The sequence below is a fragment of the Simiduia sp. 21SJ11W-1 genome, assembly GCF_024138675.1.
In the GTDB taxonomy this organism is placed as follows: domain Bacteria; phylum Pseudomonadota; class Gammaproteobacteria; order Pseudomonadales; family Cellvibrionaceae; genus Simiduia.
The window spans coordinates 2,029,993-2,047,235 of record NZ_CP090959.1 but is presented as its reverse complement, the minus strand read 5'-3'; the positions used below and the strand labels follow the sequence as shown (position 1 = coordinate 2,047,235).

At 54.9% G+C, this 17,243-nt stretch carries 16 protein-coding genes; 12 read left to right on the top strand and 4 right to left on the bottom strand.

The genetic code is table 11. From position 1 onward, the window contains the following. Window positions 1–85: 85 nt before the first annotated feature. The 3 genes from yajC to L1F30_RS09055 all read left to right on the top strand — a co-directional run bounded on the left by yajC (window position 86) and on the right by L1F30_RS09055 (window position 2,899). On the top strand, window positions 86–418 hold the full coding sequence (gene yajC, locus L1F30_RS09065) for a preprotein translocase subunit YajC (protein WP_253355476.1): 333 nt from the start codon (window positions 86–88) through the stop codon (window positions 416–418). A gap of 50 nt (window positions 419–468) precedes the next feature. Next, a complete protein-coding gene (locus L1F30_RS09060; RefSeq protein ID WP_253355474.1) occupies window positions 469–1,503 on the top strand; it encodes a D-cysteine desulfhydrase family protein in 1,035 nt (344 codons plus the stop codon). 109 nt (window positions 1,504–1,612) lie between these two features. Continuing rightward, on the top strand, window positions 1,613–2,899 hold the full coding sequence (locus tag L1F30_RS09055) for a sodium:alanine symporter family protein (protein WP_253361788.1): 1,287 nt from the start codon (window positions 1,613–1,615) through the stop codon (window positions 2,897–2,899). A 74-nt stretch (window positions 2,900–2,973) separates the two neighbouring features. On the opposite strand, the gene L1F30_RS09050 is transcribed toward L1F30_RS09055, so the two are convergent. After that, window positions 2,974–4,281, bottom strand: coding sequence for an aminotransferase class III-fold pyridoxal phosphate-dependent enzyme (locus L1F30_RS09050; protein ID WP_253355472.1), 1,308 nt, complete (start codon window positions 4,279–4,281; stop codon window positions 2,974–2,976). A gap of 107 nt (window positions 4,282–4,388) precedes the next feature. Next, on the bottom strand, window positions 4,389–5,822 hold the full coding sequence (mltF, locus tag L1F30_RS09045; RefSeq protein ID WP_256476047.1) for a membrane-bound lytic murein transglycosylase MltF: 1,434 nt from the start codon (window positions 5,820–5,822) through the stop codon (window positions 4,389–4,391). Window positions 5,823–6,383: 561 nt separating this feature from the next. On the opposite strand from mltF, the gene purL reads away from it, so the two are divergent. The 6 genes from purL to L1F30_RS09015 all read left to right on the top strand — a co-directional run bounded on the left by purL (window position 6,384) and on the right by L1F30_RS09015 (window position 14,820). After that, a complete protein-coding gene (purL, locus tag L1F30_RS09040) occupies window positions 6,384–10,259 on the top strand; it encodes a phosphoribosylformylglycinamidine synthase (RefSeq protein WP_253355468.1) in 3,876 nt (1,291 codons plus the stop codon). Between the two features lie 104 nt (window positions 10,260–10,363). Next, entirely contained in the window at window positions 10,364–11,167 is an 804-nt protein-coding gene (locus tag L1F30_RS09035; RefSeq protein ID WP_253355466.1) for a DUF3014 domain-containing protein, read from the top strand. A 25-nt stretch (window positions 11,168–11,192) separates the two neighbouring features. After that, window positions 11,193–12,062: a co-chaperone YbbN gene (locus tag L1F30_RS09030; RefSeq protein ID WP_253355464.1), complete on the top strand. Its 870-nt coding sequence runs from the start codon at window positions 11,193–11,195 to the stop codon at window positions 12,060–12,062. Between the two features lie 8 nt (window positions 12,063–12,070). Then, window positions 12,071–12,985 (top strand): D-hexose-6-phosphate mutarotase, encoded by a 915-nt coding sequence (locus L1F30_RS09025; protein ID WP_253355462.1) that lies wholly within the window; start codon window positions 12,071–12,073, stop codon window positions 12,983–12,985. Between the two features lie 78 nt (window positions 12,986–13,063). Further along, window positions 13,064–14,182 (top strand): phosphoserine transaminase, encoded by a 1,119-nt coding sequence (locus tag L1F30_RS09020; protein ID WP_253355460.1) that lies wholly within the window; start codon window positions 13,064–13,066, stop codon window positions 14,180–14,182. 314 nt (window positions 14,183–14,496) lie between these two features. After that, window positions 14,497–14,820, top strand: a complete 324-nt coding sequence (locus tag L1F30_RS09015) for a YqfO family protein (RefSeq protein WP_253355458.1) — start codon at window positions 14,497–14,499, stop codon at window positions 14,818–14,820. A 72-nt stretch (window positions 14,821–14,892) separates the two neighbouring features. Here L1F30_RS09015 and L1F30_RS09010 read toward each other — a convergent pair whose 3' ends face one another. Further along, window positions 14,893–15,429 carry an NUDIX hydrolase gene (locus L1F30_RS09010; RefSeq protein ID WP_253355457.1) on the bottom strand — a complete coding sequence of 179 codons (537 nt, stop codon included), beginning with the start codon at window positions 15,427–15,429 and terminating at the stop codon, window positions 14,893–14,895. Between the two features lie 4 nt (window positions 15,430–15,433). Continuing rightward, window positions 15,434–15,745 carry a DUF3135 domain-containing protein gene (locus tag L1F30_RS09005; RefSeq protein ID WP_253355455.1) on the bottom strand — a complete coding sequence of 104 codons (312 nt, stop codon included), beginning with the start codon at window positions 15,743–15,745 and terminating at the stop codon, window positions 15,434–15,436. Window positions 15,746–15,847: 102 nt separating this feature from the next. Between L1F30_RS09005 and L1F30_RS09000 the strand changes: the two genes are divergently transcribed. From L1F30_RS09000 to L1F30_RS08990, 3 genes are read left to right on the top strand one after another with little or no spacing between them, the layout of a single operon-like run. Then, complete coding sequence (locus tag L1F30_RS09000; RefSeq protein ID WP_253355453.1) at window positions 15,848–16,447, top strand: CoA pyrophosphatase; 600 nt, start codon at window positions 15,848–15,850, stop codon at window positions 16,445–16,447. Between the two features lie 42 nt (window positions 16,448–16,489). Beyond that, window positions 16,490–17,035, top strand: a complete 546-nt coding sequence (locus tag L1F30_RS08995; protein ID WP_253355451.1) for a gamma carbonic anhydrase family protein — start codon at window positions 16,490–16,492, stop codon at window positions 17,033–17,035. Next, window positions 17,032–17,226 (top strand): DUF1289 domain-containing protein, encoded by a 195-nt coding sequence (locus L1F30_RS08990; RefSeq protein ID WP_253355450.1) that lies wholly within the window; start codon window positions 17,032–17,034, stop codon window positions 17,224–17,226. The genes L1F30_RS08995 and L1F30_RS08990 overlap by 4 nt, the downstream gene beginning before the upstream one ends. Window positions 17,227–17,243: the final 17 nt, after the last annotated feature.

Here is a 17,243-nt window from a genome sequence, read left to right as displayed (position 1 = left end):
CAATCGGGCCCTTGCGCCCGATTGCCACTAATTCCCAAACCCTGTAGAGTTGCCGCCTTAGAATTTTTCTTTTCTGAGGTCTTCCATGTCATTTTTCTTCCCTGAGGCCATGGCCCAGGCGCAATCTGCGCAACCCGAAGCAAACCCAATGGTCACGCTGTTGATGTTCGGCGGTCTGTTTCTGTTTATGTACCTGTTCATCATTCGCCCACAGCGCAAGCGCCAAAAAGAGCACACAGAGCTTGTAAGTAGCCTTAACAAGGGCGATGAAGTGGTGTTGAGCAGCGGCATGCTCGGCAAGATCGTTAAAGTGGATGAAAATTACATCGTGCTGGAAACCGGTAACAACATCGAGCTGAAGTTCCAGAAGGTGGCGGTGCACGCGGTATTGCCCAAGGGCACTATTAAGTCTATTTAATTTGTGTTCAGGCTGCCTTGTGCAGCCTGTTTTCTTTCAGGGTTAAGTTGATGTCTAACACTAATCAAATTAACTACCCCGCGCGCAATCGCTATGCGCAAACCCCGAGCCCCATACAACCTCTGGATCGCCTCACAGAGGCGCTCGGTATCTCTGCCCGCATCTGGGTGAAGCGCGATGACTTAACCGGTTGTTACCTTTCAGGCAACAAAGTGCGCAAGCTTGAATTTCTGGTGGCCGAGGCGCAGGCGATGGGTGCCAATACCCTGATAACCTCTGGTGGCGTGCAATCCAATCATGCGCGCGCAACGGCATTGATTGCCGCGCAAGAGGGGATGCGGTGTCACCTGCTATTGAGGGGCGATGCACCCGCCGACAACGATGGTAACCTGCTGCTTGATCGCCTGGCCGGCGCCGAAATCAGTTTTTTCCCCAGTCACAGTTTTGAAGCGAATGTAGCGCGCTATTTTAGTGATTGTGCTGCGCGTTATGCAGCTGAAGGTAACCTCGCCTACACAATTCCAACGGGCGGCAGTAATGGCACGGGCCTCTGGGGCTACATTGGCTGCGCTGATGAAATGCACCAACAGCTTCGCTCACTTGGCGTAACGTTAGATCGCATAGTGTGTGCAACCGGTTCAGGCGGCACCCAGGCCGGTTTGACCCTTGGCGCTGCGCTGTGCGGCCTAAGCGCGCCGGTGACAGGTATCGCCGTGTGCGATAGCAGCGAATGGTTTAACCGCAAGGTGAAAGCAGATTGGCAGGCCTGGGCGCAACAGTATGGTGCGCTGGCTGAAAAAAACTGCAAAGATGCGGGGGTGGAACTTGCCAAGCTTTCGGTGCACACACTCGATGAATACATAGGCCCGGGTTATGCACGTGCCGGCCAAGAAATATTCGAAACCATCAAATTAGTGGCACGCACTGAAGGGTTGGTGCTTGATCCGGTGTACACCGGCAAAGCCTTTTACGGCATGTTGCAGCAATTGCAGCAAGGCCACTGGGCGGGTGAAAAAAATGTCCTGTTTGTACACACAGGTGGGCTATTTGGGGTATTTCCACAGCGTTCAGAATTTGTATTCTAGGTGGCTTTGCCACAGCTAAGTGGTTTAAACATTTAACAATAAAATAAGTGAGAATGACGTGTTTCAGGAACTAGTAACACTTGTAAATGGCTTCGTGTGGGGCAAGGTCATGCTGGCGCTGCTGCTCGGCACCGGCCTTTATATGATGACGCGCCTAAAGGCGCTGCCATTGCGAAAAGTGGGGTATGGATTTTCGCAGCTGTTTAAACCCAAGGCTGATTCCCAAGAGGGCGATATTACGCCTTTCAATGCATTGATGACGGCGCTTGCGGCGACTATTGGTACCGGCAACATTGTGGGTGTTGCCACCGCCATCGGGCTGGGTGGCCCGGGCGCGTTGTTCTGGATGTGGTGCAGTGCCTTATTGGGCATGGCCACAAAATTTTCAGAGGCCACGCTGGCCGTGCACTTTCGTGAAGTGGATGCCGAGGGTAAGCGTGTGGGCGGCCCCATGTATTACATCAAAAACGGCCTGGGCAAGCGCTGGGCTTGGCTGGGTGTACTGTTTGCATTTTTCGGCTCGCTCGCGGCCTTCGGCATTGGCAATACCGTGCAGGTAAACTCCATTGCCTCTGCCGTGCAAGAGTCTACGGGCGTGGCCCCCATCATTACCGGCGGCGTTTTGTTTGTATTGGTGTTTGCCGTTTTGGCCGGTGGTATTAAGCGCATTGGTGAGGTGGCGGGCAAGTTGGTGCCTTTTATGGCAGTCACCTACATTGTTGCCGGTGTATTTGTGTTGATTTATCACATAGATGCCATTCCTGCCGCTTTCGCACTTATTGTTGAAAGTGCCTTTAATCCGCAGGCGGCCATGGGTGGCGCTGTGGGTGTCACCTTGATGATGACCATTCAATTTGGTGTAGCGCGCGGTGTATTTTCCAATGAGGCGGGCCTTGGTAGCGCGCCTATCGCTCACGCGGCAGCGCAAACTAACAGCCCGGTGCGTCAGGGTGTTATTGCCATGCTGGGTACCTTTATCGATACCATCGTGGTGTGCAGCATTACCGGTTTGGCTATTGTGGCTTCCGGTGCTTGGCAAGGTGATGCAGAAGGTGCGGGTATGTCGATTGCTGCATTCAGTTCGGCGATTCCCGGCGGCCAATGGGTAATTACCGTAGGGCTTGTGTTGTTCGCTTTTACAACCGTGCTGGGTTGGAGTTACTACGGCGAGCGCTGTGCGCAGTTTTTATTCGGTGAGCGCTCTGTGTGGCCCTACCGTTTGTTGTTTATTGCAGCAGTGCCAGTGGGCGCCACCATGCAATTGGATTTCGTGTGGCTCTTGGCAGACACCTTAAACGGCATGATGGCCATTCCAAACCTGATTGCCGTGCTTGCGCTCTCTGGTGTGGTTATCAAGCTGGCGCGCGATTATTTTAATGATCCGGCAAATAACTAGCTGTTTTGCACCGTCAGGTATTAAGTAACAAAAAAGGCAGCGAAAGCTGCCTTTTTTGTTGTGTGTTGCGGGCGTTAATCCACGCTTGGGATGACTTCCTGCAACACATTGACGATGGTATCTATGTGATCTTTTTCGATAATCAGTGGCGGCGACATAACAATGGTGTCGCCGGCCGGGCGAACCGTTACGCCTTTATCCAGTGTTTTAGCGGCTACCTTGGCGGCAACGCCTGCAGGTAAATCAATGCCGGCTAACAAACCGAAGTTGCGAATATCCTTAATGCCTTTCAGGCCTTTGAGCGAGTGCAGGCCTGCCTCCCAGTAAGGGGCGATATCGTTGCAGCGCTCGAACAGCTTTTCGTTTTTGTAGATGTCCAGTGTGGCCATGGCAGCGGCACAGGCAACCGGGTGGGCAGAGTAGGTGTAGCCGTGCAAGAATTCCGGTGCCGCAGACATCTCGCCGGTATTTACGAAGGTATCGTAAATTTCCTGCTTGCAGAAAACCGCGCCCATGGGCACCGCACCATTGGTGAGGCCTTTGGCTGTGGTGATCATGTCGGGGGTTACGCCCACTTTGCCTGCCATGGTGGCGGCACCGGTGCGCCCGTAAGCGGCAATCACTTCATCAAAAATCAGCAAAATATTGTGCTGATCGCAGATGGCGCGCAGCTTTTCCAGGTAGCCCTGTGGCGGCACTATCACGCCGCCGGCGCCGGCAACGGGCTCAACAATTACCGCGGCAATGTTGCTAGCATCGCGCATGGCAATGATGTCTGTAAGCTCGTCGGCAAGCTCGGCGCCTTGGGTGGGTAGGCCTTTGCTAAAGGCATTTTCCGCAAGCCATGTGTGGCGCAGGAAATCTGCCTCCAGGCCCTGGCCGAAGCTCTTGCGGTTACCTGTAAGGCCGGCCAGTGATACGCCGCCCCAGTTCACGCCGTGGTAGGCCTTAACCCGCGCAACGAAAGCGGTTTTAGTGCCCTGGCCCTTAAGGCGCCAGTACTGGCGGGCGATTTTTAAGGCGGTATCTACGGATTCTGAACCTGAATTGGTAAAGAAGATGCGGTTCAGGCCTTTGGGTGCTACCTCATCTACCAGGCGATTGGCCAGCTCGAACCCTTTGGGGTGGCCGTAGCTGAAAGGGTTGCCGTAATCCATTTCAAGCAGCTGGGCGTGAACGGCGTCGGCGATTTCTTTGCGCCCGTGGCCGGCATTGCAGCACCAGAGGCCCGCATTGGTGTCTAAAACCTTGCGGCCATCGCCCATGGTCATGTACATACCGTCGGCTGCGGTATAGAAGCGGGGGTTAGATTTAAAGGCGCGATTGGCGGTAAAGGGCATCCACCAGGCGTCCATTTGGTCGGCCGTTGGCAACTGGGTCATGTGAGGTTCCTTCGCTAAGCAGTGTTGGACAATAGCTGCGTTTATAGCAAAGGTAGCTCAGTTCAATAAATTAGCATCTATTGAAGCGCAGGTTGAATTTGTTAAACCTAAAGGCTGGTGCGCAGGCTAGCTGATTCATCCTGGCTGTTGCTGCTAAGCAGAGTGGCTTCGGCCATGGCAAGCCTGCGTTGCTCAACTTGCTTATGCCACGCCAAAATGGTGTGGAACTGGCGAATGTTGTTTACATAGGCCACCGGCTCCCAGCCGCGCGCGTAGCCATGGCGGGTGTGCTTATAGTATTTGCGCTGCGCCAGTAGCGGCAGGGTTTCCGCGACATCATCCCAAACATTGGGGTTTTTGCCTTGCTTGCGGGCCAGGCGTCGTGCATCCATCAGGTGGCCATAGCCCACGTTGTAGGCCGCCAGGGTCATCCATAGCCGGTCTTGGCCCTGAATGGCTTTGGGTAGGCGCGTCATGATGTTAACCAGGTAGCGGGTGCCGCCATCTACGCTTTGCTCCGGGTCTAGCCGGTTTTCAATGCCCAGTTCATCAGCGGTGGTGCGGGTGAGCATCATCAGGCCGCGTACGCCGGTATAGGAGCGCGCGCGGGCATTCCAGTGAGATTCCTGATAGCTGATCGCCGCGAGCATTAACCAGTCGAAATCGTAGTTATCCGCCGCTTGTTTTAGCAGGGGTTCCCATTTGGGTAGGCGCGACTTGATGCGGTTGGTAAAAGCCAGGGCACCGCCTGTGTTGAATGCAGGCTCCTGGTGGAAATAGGTGGCTTCCAGGTTGGCCAGTTGATCGCTGGCTTTTAAGCCTTGCAAGAAGCGGTTGGCGGCATTTTTGAGCGAGTTGTCGTTACTTGGCTCAAAAGCCCAGGCCAGCGGCTGCTTTTCAGGGAAGGTGTAGGCGACACGCGCACGGGGGTACACGGTTTGGCTAATGGCGTAGGCGGTGGATTTTACCAATGCAAAGTCAATCTCGCCCACATGCACTTGTTCAATAAGGTCCATGCTGTTGTAGTCGGCGGATGCAGACCACTCAAGCTGTGGGTATTGGGCACTGATTTGCGCCAGGCGTTCGGCTTCGGAGGAGTCTTCCATAACCATGATTTTGCGGCCGAACAGGGCGTCTAGCTCCGTGGGCTTACCGGTGCCGTTTCTGTAAATCAGTAGTTGGCTGATTTCGAGGTAAGGGTCTGAGAAGTGGACCTGCTGCTGGCGGCGCTGGGTCACAATCATACCGGCCGCGGCCATATCTACCTGTTTGCCGGCTTCAACCAGCGTCAATATTTCACCAAAGTTGTTGGTGGGCACAATTTCAAGTTTTACACCCAGGTGCTCGGCAAAGGCGGCTGCCAGGCTGTACTCAAATCCTGTGAGGTTGCCATCTGGGTCTTCGTAATAGGTTTCCGGGCCGTTTATAGAGGCAACACGCAATACGCCGGCGGCCTGGATTTGTTCAAGTTTGGTGAGCGGGCGGCTCTCAACCAGCAGGGCACAAACAGCAAGCAAGCAGAGGAGGGCGCCGGCCTTCATCAGTTGCTTAACAAATTGTGACAGGGTCGATAGCATCGTTTCTCCCAGGTGTTCAACCACGCCTTGATCAAATTGTGCGCGATTTTAACGGCCGTTTTTGCTAACCGATAGCTTGTTTTACATTGTTTAATGTAGTACATAATTTTGTTTTTGGCGCCTAAATACACATTTTCTTGTGGAATATCAGGTACTTGGCTTATACGAAAGCCTTGGGTTTGCGCCTTCTCTGCTGGCTGATTTGTTTTTATTTGGCAGGGCGATTTGGGCGGGCCGCCCTATGGCTGCGGCTTAAATATCCAGCTTGTCTTGGTGGCCATGGTTTGCACAATGGCCGCAGGTTTTACTTGGTCGGTTGCTTGCTGGTGTTGTTAGGCGGGGCCCAGGTGCGGTTTTGGGCTGTTCAGCCGTGTAATATCGAGTACAATTGCCGCCTTTCCAAAACAGGCGGGTTCAGGGGCTGATTTACGGGGTTAAAACCGTGGATTTTCGGGCTATCTATTCATCACTTGGCCCAAGTTAACGCTACCCACCCGCCGCTCTAGCTCAAGGTAATTGAACCCTATGCTGACCCTCCGCGGCGCGCCAGCCCTTTCTGAATTTCGCACCAAACGTCTCCTCGCAAGCTTGCAGTCGGTAGCTCCGGGTGTTTCCGGCCTAGCCACAGAGTTTGTTCACTTTGCAGACGTCGACGGGGCGCTGGACGAGCAGGCCTCGGCAGTGCTCGATCAACTGTTGACCTATGGCCCAAGTGCGGAAAAAACCGAGCCCGAAGGGCAGTTGGTACTGGCCATTCCACGGCTGGGCACCATTTCCCCTTGGTCATCCAAAGCCACAGATATCGCCCACAATGCAGGCCTTGCCAAGGTGCGCCGCATCGAGCGCGGCACGGCCTACTATATAAGTGGCAATGTGAGTGATGCCGAGCAGGGCGCTGTGTTGGCGCTGCTGCACGATCGCATGGTTGAGCAGGTGCTTGATAATTTTGAGGCAGCCCGTGCGCTGTTCGAGCGCCAGCAGCCGGCCCGCGAGGCGCGGGTAGATATTCTATCCGGTGGGCGCGCAGCACTGGCGGCGGCAAACACCTCACTTGGTTTGGCCTTGGCTGATGACGAAATCGACTACCTGGTGACGAGCTTCACCGAGCTTGGCCGCAATCCTGTGGATGTGGAGCTGATGATGTTTGCGCAGGCAAACTCCGAGCACTGCCGACACAAAATATTTAATGCCAGCTGGACGCTCGACGGGGTGCTGCAAGAGCGCTCCTTGTTCAAGATGATCAAAAACACTTACGAGCAGGGCGGCGCTAACGTATTGAGCGCCTATGCCGACAACGCCGCGGTTATGAAAGGCCACAAGGCGGGGCGCTTTTACCCAGACCCGGAAACCCAGGTGTATGGTTTCTCCCAGGAAGACATACACATATTAATGAAGGTGGAAACGCACAATCACCCAACGGCCATTGCCCCCTTTCCCGGCGCAGGCACCGGTGCCGGTGGTGAGATCCGCGACGAGGGCGCCACGGGGCGGGGTTCAAAGCCAAAGGTCGGTCTTACGGGGTTCACCGTTTCCAACCTGCAAATTCCGGAGTTTGTACAGCCCTGGGAGCAGGATTACGGCAAGCCTGCCCGCATAGTGTCGGCGCTGGATATTATGCTCGAAGGCCCCATTGGCGGTGCTGCCTTTAACAACGAATTCGGCCGGCCAAATATCTGCGGTTACTTCCGCACCTTTGAAGAAAATTTTGACGGTGAGCGTCGCGGCTATCACAAGCCCATCATGCTGGCCGGCGGCTATGGCAACATCCGTGCAGACCACGTAGACAAGCCGCCATTCACCGCCGGCACCAAACTTGTAGTGTTGGGCGGGCCTGCCATGTTGATTGGCTTAGGCGGTGGTGCGGCATCATCTGTTACCTCTGGCAGTTCCAGTGAAGATCTGGATTTTGCGTCAGTGCAGCGCCAAAACCCTGAAATTGAGCGCCGCTGCCAAGAGGTGATCGACCGCTGCTGGCAGCTGGGCAGTCAGAACCCCATTGCTTTTATTCACGATGTGGGCGCCGGTGGCTTGTCGAATGCCTTTCCAGAGCTTGTCAAAGATGGCGGCTGTGGTGGCGAATTTGATCTGCGTAAAGTGCCCAACGATGAGCCGGGCATGAGCCCTCTGGAAATTTGGTGTAACGAATCCCAAGAGCGCTACGTGCTGGCAATTTCGCCAGAAAACCTGGCGCGCTTTGAAGCCATTTGTGCCCGCGAGCGCGCGCCTTATGCTGTAGTGGGAGAGGCAACCAGTGAAAAACACCTACGCGTAAAAGACACAGTATTCGATGCAAACCCGGTAGATCTGCCCATGAGTGTGCTGTTTGGCAAGCCGCCAAAAATGCACCGTGAGGCCCTGGCCCATGCGCCGGTTACCCGGGCGTTTGAAACCGCAAATATCGATTTGTATGAAGCTGCTGAGCGGGTGCTAAAACACCCGGCTGTGGCCAGCAAAAAGTTTTTAATCACCATTGGTGATCGCAGTGTAACGGGCCAGGTTGCCCGCGACCAATTGGTAGGCCCTTGGCAGGTGCCGGTGGCCGATTGTGCAGTTACAACCAGCAGCTACGACACCTATGCCGGTGAAGCCATGAGCATGGGTGAGCGTACACCACTGGCATTGCTGGATGGCCCGGCCTCCGGGCGCATGGCGGTGGGTGAAGCCATTACCAATATTGCATCAACGCGTATTGATAAGCTGTCTGACATTAATTTGTCGGCAAACTGGATGTGTGCAGCCGGCCATACAGGTGAAGATGAAAAGCTCTACCGCACCGTAGAAGCGGTAGGTATGGATCTGTGCCCGGAGCTGGGCATTACTATTCCAGTGGGCAAAGATTCCATGTCTATGCGCACGGCCTGGCAAGAGGGTGATGAGCAAAAGGCTGTTACCGCGCCACTGTCGCTGGTGATTACCGCTTTTGCACCGGTGGTGGATGTGCGCCAAGCCGTGACGCCGGAGCTGGCGCGCGTTGAAGGCGGCTCGGATTTGTTACTGGTAGATTTGGGTGCCGGTAAAAACCGCTTGGGCGGCTCTATTCTGGCGCAGGTGTTTAACGAAATGGGCGAGCAGCCTGCAGATCTTGATGAGCCACAAGATCTAAAGGCGTTTTTCGAGGTGATGCAGCAGCTGTTGGCCGAGCGTGCAGTGCTTGCCTATCACGACCGCAGTGATGGCGGTTTGTTTGCAACCCTGGTGGAAATGGCCTTTGCGGGCAATACCGGCGTTGATGTTCAGTTAGATAGCCTCGGGCAAGATGCCATGGGCGCGCTGTTTAACGAAGAGTTGGGTGCGGTACTGCAGGTGCGCACTGAGGATTCTGCGAGCATTATTGCGCGCTTTGAGGCGGCAGGCCTTACAGATAAGGTGCACTTTATTGGCCGCCCCAATGAAGAAGACCAGCTGCGCATTCGCCTTGGAAAAGGCGCCTGGATCTTCGAACAATCGCGCGCTTATTTGCACAGCTTGTGGAGCGAAACCAGCTACCGCATGCAGGCGCTGCGCGATAATCCCGCCTGTGCAGAGCAAGAGTTCAGCCAGCTGATGACGCAGGATCCGGGCTTAAGCGCCAAACTTGCTTTTGACCCATCGGAAGATATTGCCGCGCCATTTGTTAATAGTGGCGTGCGCCCGCGTGTTGCTATTTTGCGTGAGCAGGGCGTCAACGGCCATGTGGAAATGGGCGCCGCCTTTACGCGCGCAGGCTTCGACGCTGTAGACGTACACATGAGCGACATTTTGGCCGGCCGTATTGATCTTGCCAAAATGCAGGGCCTGGCTGCCTGTGGCGGTTTTTCTTACGGCGATGTGTTGGGTGCAGGTGAAGGTTGGGCCAAGTCTGTATTATTTAACAGCCAGGCGCGCGATATGTTTGAGCAGTTTTTCCATCGCCCAGACACCTTTTCGCTCGGTGTGTGTAATGGCTGCCAGATGATGTCTAACCTTAAGTCGCTCATTCCCGGCGCCGATAATTGGCCACGTTTTGTGCGTAACCAATCTGAGCAATTTGAGGCGCGCTTTAGCTTGGTTCAAATTCAGGCCAGCCCATCGGTATTGTTTGAGGGTATGCAGGGGTCGCACATGCCGGTTGCCGTGGCTCATGGCGAGGGGCGCGCTGAATTTGCACAGGCCCAGGCGCCCGCCGAATTGCTTGATAGCGGTTTGGTAGCCATGCGCTATATCGACAACAACCTGGCGCCCACGCAAAGCTACCCGGCTAACCCCAACGGTTCGCCTTTGGGTATTACATCTGTTACCAGCCGTGATGGCCGTGCGACCATCATGATGCCACACCCCGAGCGCGTGTTCCGCACGGTCACCAACTCCTGGCACCCAGAGGAGTGGGGTGAAGATTCACCCTGGATGCGGATGTTCCGCAATGCACGGGTGTTTGTGAATTAACTAACGGGGGCTTGGCCCCCGTTATTTTTTTATGGGCCAATGGTGGCATTGCGCACGATTATGTTAGCTTATGGGCTTCTATCAGTGTTGATAAGGCACACATTATGAGTCGTCAGCAAGGCGTGTTGTTAGTTGTAGCCGTGGGTTTGATTGCCGCGATTGGCTATTTTTTATTGCGTGATCAACCCGAAACCCATGAGACTGTGGCCGTGCCAGTGCAGCCTGCGCCCATAGAGCGGATGCCTGAGCCCGCAGCGCAAGCGCAGGAGGCCCCAGACCCTGCAGCCCAAAAGCAGATTGAGCAAAAGCCTAAACTGCTGCCTGTGGCGCCTTCAATTAACGAGAGTCACGAATATATTGTGGCTGTGGTTAATAGCCTCTCCCCCAGCCTGACGCAGTGGTTGGTAAGTGAAGAGCTGCTGCGCAAATGGGTAATTCTGATAGACCAGATTGCCGATGGCAGTTTGTCGCAAAAGCATTTGCCGGTAAGTTATGAGATGGCCCCCTTTGCTATTGAGGGCAACGCCAAAAGTGCAGCCATAGCGCGTGAAAATTATGCCCGCGCGACCCCACTGGTGAAGGCGTTCACACAGATTAAGCCCGAGGTACTGGTGGCTTACTATCGGCATTGGCAGCCGCTGCTGGATAAAGCCTATGCCGAGCTCGGCAAAAGCGGCACCTTTGAAGAACGCGTAATGCAGGCCATTCGGCAAATGCAATCGGTGCCCCAGGCGCCGCAAGATGCGGAAATTCATGCAAGCCCGGTGATGTATAAATACGTAGATCCGGCCTTCGAAAAAGCGCCGGCGCTGCATAAATGGATGTGGCGTTTAGGCCCGGAAAACCAATCGAATATTAAAAGTTATTTAACGCAGGTGAAGCTCGCGCTTTATCGGCAAGCCCAATAAGAGTGAAAGAGAGTGTAGTGTGAATATGACGGCAACTAGCGAGTCCATTGTGAATGTCACAATGGTAAACGCCCAGCAGGTGTTAATTGAAGCCTCAATGGAGCGCCCGGTACTGGTAGATTTTTGGGCGGATTGGTGTGAGCCCTGCAAAGTATTAATGCCCATACTGGAAAAGCTGGCTACAGAGTACGCGGGCCGGTTTCTGCTGGCCAAAGCCAATGCCGATGAGCTAGGTGGCATTGCAGGGCAGCTGGGCGTGCGCAGCCTGCCCACACTCATTTTGATGGACAAGGGTCAACCAGTTGATGGCCTGGTGGGCGCGCAATCCGAGCAAGCCATACGCGAGCTGTTAGACAAATACCTGCCCCCAGCCTGGGAGGCCGATTTTCTGGAGGCACAGGCCTTGTTGGCCAGTGGGACGCCCGCCGATGCGCAAAAGGCGCGCAGCTTATTGCGTGCAGCCCTGGATGCTGGCGGAGATTTCCGCGTTGCCATTTTGCTTGCAGATACACTGGTAGATGATGGCCGCCTAGATGATGCCGAGGCGCTTTTGGAAAAGGTTGCCTTGCAAGACCGGCAATCTGACTGGCAGCAAGTGAGTGCCAAGTTAACGCTTAAACGTGAGGCAGGCAAAGCGCCGGAAGTGGTGGCGCTGGAAGCGGCCTATGCTGAAAATCCCGATGACCTGGGCCTTGCGCAACAGTTGGCAGTAGCCTTGTCTGAGCATCAATACCGCGAAGAAGCTTTGGCTTTGTTGATGGGGATATTACGTAAAGATTTGAACGCAGGTGATGGTGCCATCAAGAAAACCTTGCAAGATATTTTGGCGGCCCTGGGTAAGGGTGATCCGCTGGCGGTGCAGTATCAGCGCCAGCTCTATACCTTGCTGTATTGAGGTCGCCCATGGAGCCCAGTTTGCCCGAAGGCGTAAGTTACCGCGATAGCGCGGCTGGCATACGCTTAATTGACATAGACCACCCGGCATTTAAAGCCTGCATAAGTAAGCAGGGCGCCCAGGTGTTGTCTTTCGCCCCTAGTGGCCATGGTGACCTCTTGTGGGTCAGCGAGAGCGAGCCCTATAAAAAGGGCAGCGCGATTCGCGGCGGCATTCCCGTGTGTTGGCCTTGGTTTGGTGCTTATCCGGGTTCTGGCCAATTGCCTGCCCATGGCGTGGTACGCACACAGGATTGGGATTTGATTTCCGTGAGCCGGAAAGTGGAAGGTATTACCTTCGTTTTTCAGCTTCCTACCGCCGAGGCCTTTAGCCCCTATGCCGAACTCAAGGCAGAGGGGGTTGAGTTACAGCTGCAAGTGGATTTGGGTGCCCGGTTGAAACTTAGGCTTACCACGGTAAACAACAGCGCGGTACCCTTTGTATTCTCACAAGCGCTGCATACCTATTTTGAGGTGGGTGATATTGCAACGGCGCGCGTGGTGGGCCTTACCGGTGTCCAGTTTGATGACAGCCTGCAACCCAAGGCCGATTCGCCGCAAAAGGCAGTGCTCGACCAGTTGGCGATTGATCGCGAAGTGGATCGTATTTATTACCCCCGGGCGCCGCTTACGGTGGAATCTATACAGGGGCGGGTGCATATCGCAACCCAGGGTAGCGGCAGTGCCGTAGTCTGGAACCCCTGGGCAGACAAGGCCAGGGGTTTGAGCCATTTCGGGCCAGAAGACTACCTGCGTATGTTGTGTGTTGAAACGGCCAATTGCGGGCGCGATAGCCGCACCCTTGCGCCCGGTGAGAGTCACAGCCTATCGGTAACCTACAGTGTCGCGCCGCCAGTGGCTGTTTCAGGCGCTGGTAAATCTTAGGGTTGCTGGCATAATTGCCACCCGCGCCGGCAAGCGGCGCAATAAACCGATGTTTTGTAGCCAATACGAGTGCCGTTAATGCGCCCAAATGCCAAACCCCAGAACCCTAACTTTTCATCAGGCCCTTGCAGCAAGCGCCCGGGCTATGACCTGTCTAAGCTAGATACCGCCATGCAAGGCCGCTCGCATCGCTCAACCTTAGGTAAGGCGGTACTGGCGCGCGCCTGCAGCCAAACCGCTGAATTGTTGCAGCTGCCAGAAGGTTATCGTGTGGGTATTGTGCCGGCATCGGATACCGGTGCTGTGGAAATGGTGCTTTGGTCTATGTTGGGCGCGCGCCCGGTAGAGGTGCTGTATTGGGAATCCTTCGGTAAGGGATGGTATAGCGATATTACCCAGCAACTGAAATTAAGCGATGTTACCGAGCGTTGTGCCGATTACGGCCAGCTGCCAGATTTAACGGCGGTAGATTTTAACAGTGACGTGGTGTTTACCTGGAATGGCACCACCTCCGGCGTGCGAGTGCCCAACGGCGACTGGATTCCCGGTGATCGCGCGGGCCTCACCCTGTGTGATGCCACTTCGGCCGTTTTTGCGATGCCCATGCCTTGGGAAAAGCTGGACGTTGTGACCTACAGCTGGCAGAAGGTGTTGGGGGGCGAGGGTGCGCACGGCATGCTGATTTTAAGTCCGCGCGCCGTTGAGCGGCTGGAGAGTTACACACCCGCTTGGCCGCTGCCAAAAATTTTCCGCATGACAAAAAACGGCAAGCTTATTGAAGGCATTTTTCGTGGTGAGACCATCAATACGCCATCAATGTTATGCGTTACCGATTACCTGGATGCGCTCGACTGGTTGGCGGGTATTGGTGGGCAGCAAGCGGGTATTGCGCGCTGTAATACCAACCTGCAAGTGGTTGAAGCCTTTGTAGAGGCCACCCCATGGATTCACTTTTTGGCCAAAGATCCGGCGCTGCGTTCATCTACCAGTGTGTGCTTAACACTCGATGCCACGCCCGAGCAAGTGAAGGCCATTATCAAGCTGCTGGAACAAGAGGAGGTAGCCTTCGATATTGGCGCCTACCGCGACGCGCCCCATGGATTGCGCCTGTGGTGTGGTGCAACAGTGGAGGCGTCAGACCTTCAAGCACTGATGCCCTGGATAGAATGGGCATACCATCAGGTGGTAGCTAGCTAGTAAGTGACTATTTTCGAGATAATGAGTTTCGAGATAACGAGTTTCGAGGTAGCTGGTGTCGCGGTAAGTGGTTAGGAAGTAACTGGTTGCCTGCTGGCTCGCTGGCAAGCAAGCGTGCCTTGATAGGCATTTTTAATTTATCTTTCCAAGCCAAAGCCAAGCCAAGCCATGCCAAGCCTGGTAGTGATACTGAATCGCCAGGCGCTGCGTTCTTATGAGGTTTGCTCAAGCACTCAAGTTCGCCAGTATCCACACTCCCCGGTATTCAGCAAAATTTTAAGGCAGGCCGCAGGTGGCAATGTACGGAGTTGGTAATGTTTAAGTTGTGTGTATATATTCCCGAGTCGCACCTGGAAGTAGTCAAGCGCGCGCTGTTTGACGCGGGCGCCGGCAGGCAGGGGGATTACGAGTGCTGTTGTTGGCAGGTGCCTGGCCAAGGCCAATTTAAGCCTGCGCAGGACGCCCAGCCCTTTATTGGTGCTGTGGGCGAGCTTACACACGTTGCCGAATACCGGGTAGAAATGCTGGTGGCGCCGCAGTTTGCCAGCGCGGTGATAAAGGCACTGCGCAATGCGCACCCCTATGAGGAGCCCGCCTTTGATCTTGTGGCGCTGGTGGATGCCCGGCAATTTAAATAGCTGAAAAAGTTTTTGTTTTCAGTTTTCAGCTTTTCTGGTTTTTAGTTCTGTTGCTTTCGCATTTTAAAACACCTAGCGTCTGCGCAAAATGTCTTCCGAGCGCACCGGGAAGTGGCCTGTGTTACGGTCATCAAAATACAACTGCAGTGTGCGGGTAATCACCGGAAAGGCAAGCTCCTCCCAGGGTATTTCGTCTTCACTAAACAATCCAACTTCCAAAGACTCTGTGCCCGGGCCAAAATTGAGGTCGCTAAGGTTTGCCCTGTAAAAAAAGTACACCTGATTGATGTAGGGTAAATTAAACAGCGTATAAAGCGTCAGGTTTTCAATGTTGGCGCTGGCTTCTTCCCAGGTTTCACGCGTGGCGCCTTGCTCGGTGGTTTCGCCATTTTCCATAAAGCCTGCCGGTAGCGTCCATAACCCGTAGCGCGGCTCAATGGCGCGTTTACACAGTAAAACCTTATCTTCGTGTACTGGCAGGGTGCCGGTAATGATGCGGGGGTTTTGGTAGTGGATGGTGCTGCAGTCGCCACACACATGGCGCTCGCGGTTGTCGCCTTCGGGAATAATCAATGCAACACCGGCGCCGCATTGGCTGCAAAAGTTCATGGGGCTATGTCCTGGGTTTGAAAGGCAGCACTACCGCGTTTAGTCGCGGTGCGTCATCGGCTAAATCATTAATTTGCAAAAGCAGGCTGTGTACCGACTCATTCATAAGGTTCGAAATTTTAATGCACGCGCCCAGCGGGTGTTGCTGGCTGCGCCTTAGGCCGTCGATCTGGAACTGCAGCCCTTGCAGGCGGCGGCGCAATTTGGGGCTGGATTCATCCAGCAGCGCCTGAATATGCTGTTGGCGCAGGGCTTCAAGTGCTTCTGGTTGGCTCTCGGCAAGCTTTAACAGCTCGTCAAAGTCTGGCAATTGCATGGTGCTGCTCGGTTATGCAAAAGCCTAGTTTACCAGATTAGGGCGCGGTTTCTGCCTTCACAGGTCCATCATTCTGGCTATAATGCCGCCTGAGGTAGCCTTATGTTGCAGAAGCTTTCCGCTCTTCTTGACCATTTCTCCTACAGTTTGGATTTACCTGAAACCCACCCCAGGCAGGCCGCGGTGTTGATTGCACTCACCCGCGAGGCAGACCCACAGGTATTGCTCACGCTACGCTCAACACACCTCAAGCGCCATTCGGGCGAGGTGTCTTTCCCAGGCGGCTGGTGGGAACCCGGCGATGAAACCCTGGCAGACACCGCCCTGCGCGAGGCGCACGAAGAGGTGGGGCTGGCGCCCGAGAATGTAGAGGTGTTAGGTACTTGGCGTTCGCGTTATGCCAGAGGCGGTATCCGCGTGCAGCCGGTGGTGGGTGTGATTAGCCCGGATTTACCTCTAACAGCCAGCCCAGATGAGCTGGACGCCGTGTTTAAGGTGCCTGTGTCATTCTTTCTGCAAGACCCAAGGCTTCGCACAGATGTATTCACCCGCGACGGCGTTGAGCAGTGGGCACCGGCCTACCAGTTCGGGGAGTTCGAAATTTGGGGATTTACTGCGGGCATGCTGGTGGATCTGCTCAACAAAACCCTGGATGCCCGCATAGGCAGGCTGCACCCTAGCGCGCCAGAGCGCCGCTATTAGCGGGATTGCTTTTCAGAACAATAAACATCATTAGGATTTCACATGACCCTCTATAAACTTGGTGACCATGCCCCCAAATGCGAAGGCGAAGGGCACTTTGTTGCCGAAAATGCCACGCTTATTGGGCAGGTGTTGCTGAAAAACCACGCAAGCGTTTGGTTCAATGCTGTTATTCGCGCAGACAACGCCCAGATTACCTTGGGTGAGCGAACCAATGTGCAAGATGGCGCCGTACTGCACACAGATCCCGGCCTGCCGTTAGTGCTGGGTGATGATGTCACCGTGGGCCACAATGCCATGCTGCACGGCTGTGAGGTGGGCAGTAACACTTTGGTGGGCATAGGTGCGGTGGTGTTAAATCGGGCGAAAATTGGCCGCAACTGCATTGTTGGTGCGAACGCGCTGATAACCGAAGGCATGGAGATACCCGATAACAGCCTGGTGGTAGGCAGCCCCGCCAAGGTGATTCGCACCCTGGGGGAGGATGTAGCCAGCATGCTGAGCGAAAGCGCCAACATCTACGTACGCCATGCCAAGCGCTACCGTGATTCGCTTGAAGAGGTGAGTAAGCTTGAGGTGGTCGAATGACCAATCAGCCCCGTGAGCGCGTTAAATCGCCATGTACATCGGTGTGTGCACTGAACGAGGCCGATGTGTGTGTGGGCTGCTTTCGCACGGGCCAAGAGATTAGCCGTTGGTCGCGTATGAACCCGGATGAGCAGCGCACTGTGGTGCGCCTGGCGCGCGAGCGGGCCCGGGCGGATAACCCTTTTGCCTAGGCCGTGTGGTGTGGACT

What these genes read in the sequence shown, in the direction of transcription:
- purL (WP_253355468.1), top strand. Translation starts at nt 6,384, where the DNA reads ATGCTGACCCTCCGCGGCGCGCCAGCCCTTTCTGAATTTCGCACCAAA.
- mltF (WP_256476047.1), bottom strand. Translation starts at nt 5,822, where the DNA reads ATGAAGGCCGGCGCCCTCCTCTGCTTGCTTGCTGTTTGTGCCCTGCTG.
- yajC (WP_253355476.1), top strand. Translation starts at nt 86, where the DNA reads ATGTCATTTTTCTTCCCTGAGGCCATGGCCCAGGCGCAATCTGCGCAA.
- L1F30_RS09000 (WP_253355453.1), top strand. Translation starts at nt 15,848, where the DNA reads ATGTTGCAGAAGCTTTCCGCTCTTCTTGACCATTTCTCCTACAGTTTG.
- L1F30_RS08995 (WP_253355451.1), top strand. Translation starts at nt 16,490, where the DNA reads ATGACCCTCTATAAACTTGGTGACCATGCCCCCAAATGCGAAGGCGAA.
- L1F30_RS09035 (WP_253355466.1), top strand. Translation starts at nt 10,364, where the DNA reads ATGAGTCGTCAGCAAGGCGTGTTGTTAGTTGTAGCCGTGGGTTTGATT.
- L1F30_RS09055 (WP_253361788.1), top strand. Translation starts at nt 1,613, where the DNA reads ATGCTGGCGCTGCTGCTCGGCACCGGCCTTTATATGATGACGCGCCTA.
- L1F30_RS08990 (WP_253355450.1), top strand. Translation starts at nt 17,032, where the DNA reads ATGACCAATCAGCCCCGTGAGCGCGTTAAATCGCCATGTACATCGGTG.
- L1F30_RS09030 (WP_253355464.1), top strand. Translation starts at nt 11,193, where the DNA reads ATGACGGCAACTAGCGAGTCCATTGTGAATGTCACAATGGTAAACGCC.
- L1F30_RS09005 (WP_253355455.1), bottom strand. Translation starts at nt 15,745, where the DNA reads ATGCAATTGCCAGACTTTGACGAGCTGTTAAAGCTTGCCGAGAGCCAA.
- L1F30_RS09050 (WP_253355472.1), bottom strand. Translation starts at nt 4,281, where the DNA reads ATGACCCAGTTGCCAACGGCCGACCAAATGGACGCCTGGTGGATGCCC.
- L1F30_RS09020 (WP_253355460.1), top strand. Translation starts at nt 13,064, where the DNA reads ATGCGCCCAAATGCCAAACCCCAGAACCCTAACTTTTCATCAGGCCCT.
- L1F30_RS09060 (WP_253355474.1), top strand. Translation starts at nt 469, where the DNA reads ATGTCTAACACTAATCAAATTAACTACCCCGCGCGCAATCGCTATGCG.
- L1F30_RS09010 (WP_253355457.1), bottom strand. Translation starts at nt 15,429, where the DNA reads ATGAACTTTTGCAGCCAATGCGGCGCCGGTGTTGCATTGATTATTCCC.
- L1F30_RS09025 (WP_253355462.1), top strand. Translation starts at nt 12,071, where the DNA reads ATGGAGCCCAGTTTGCCCGAAGGCGTAAGTTACCGCGATAGCGCGGCT.
- L1F30_RS09015 (WP_253355458.1), top strand. Translation starts at nt 14,497, where the DNA reads ATGTTTAAGTTGTGTGTATATATTCCCGAGTCGCACCTGGAAGTAGTC.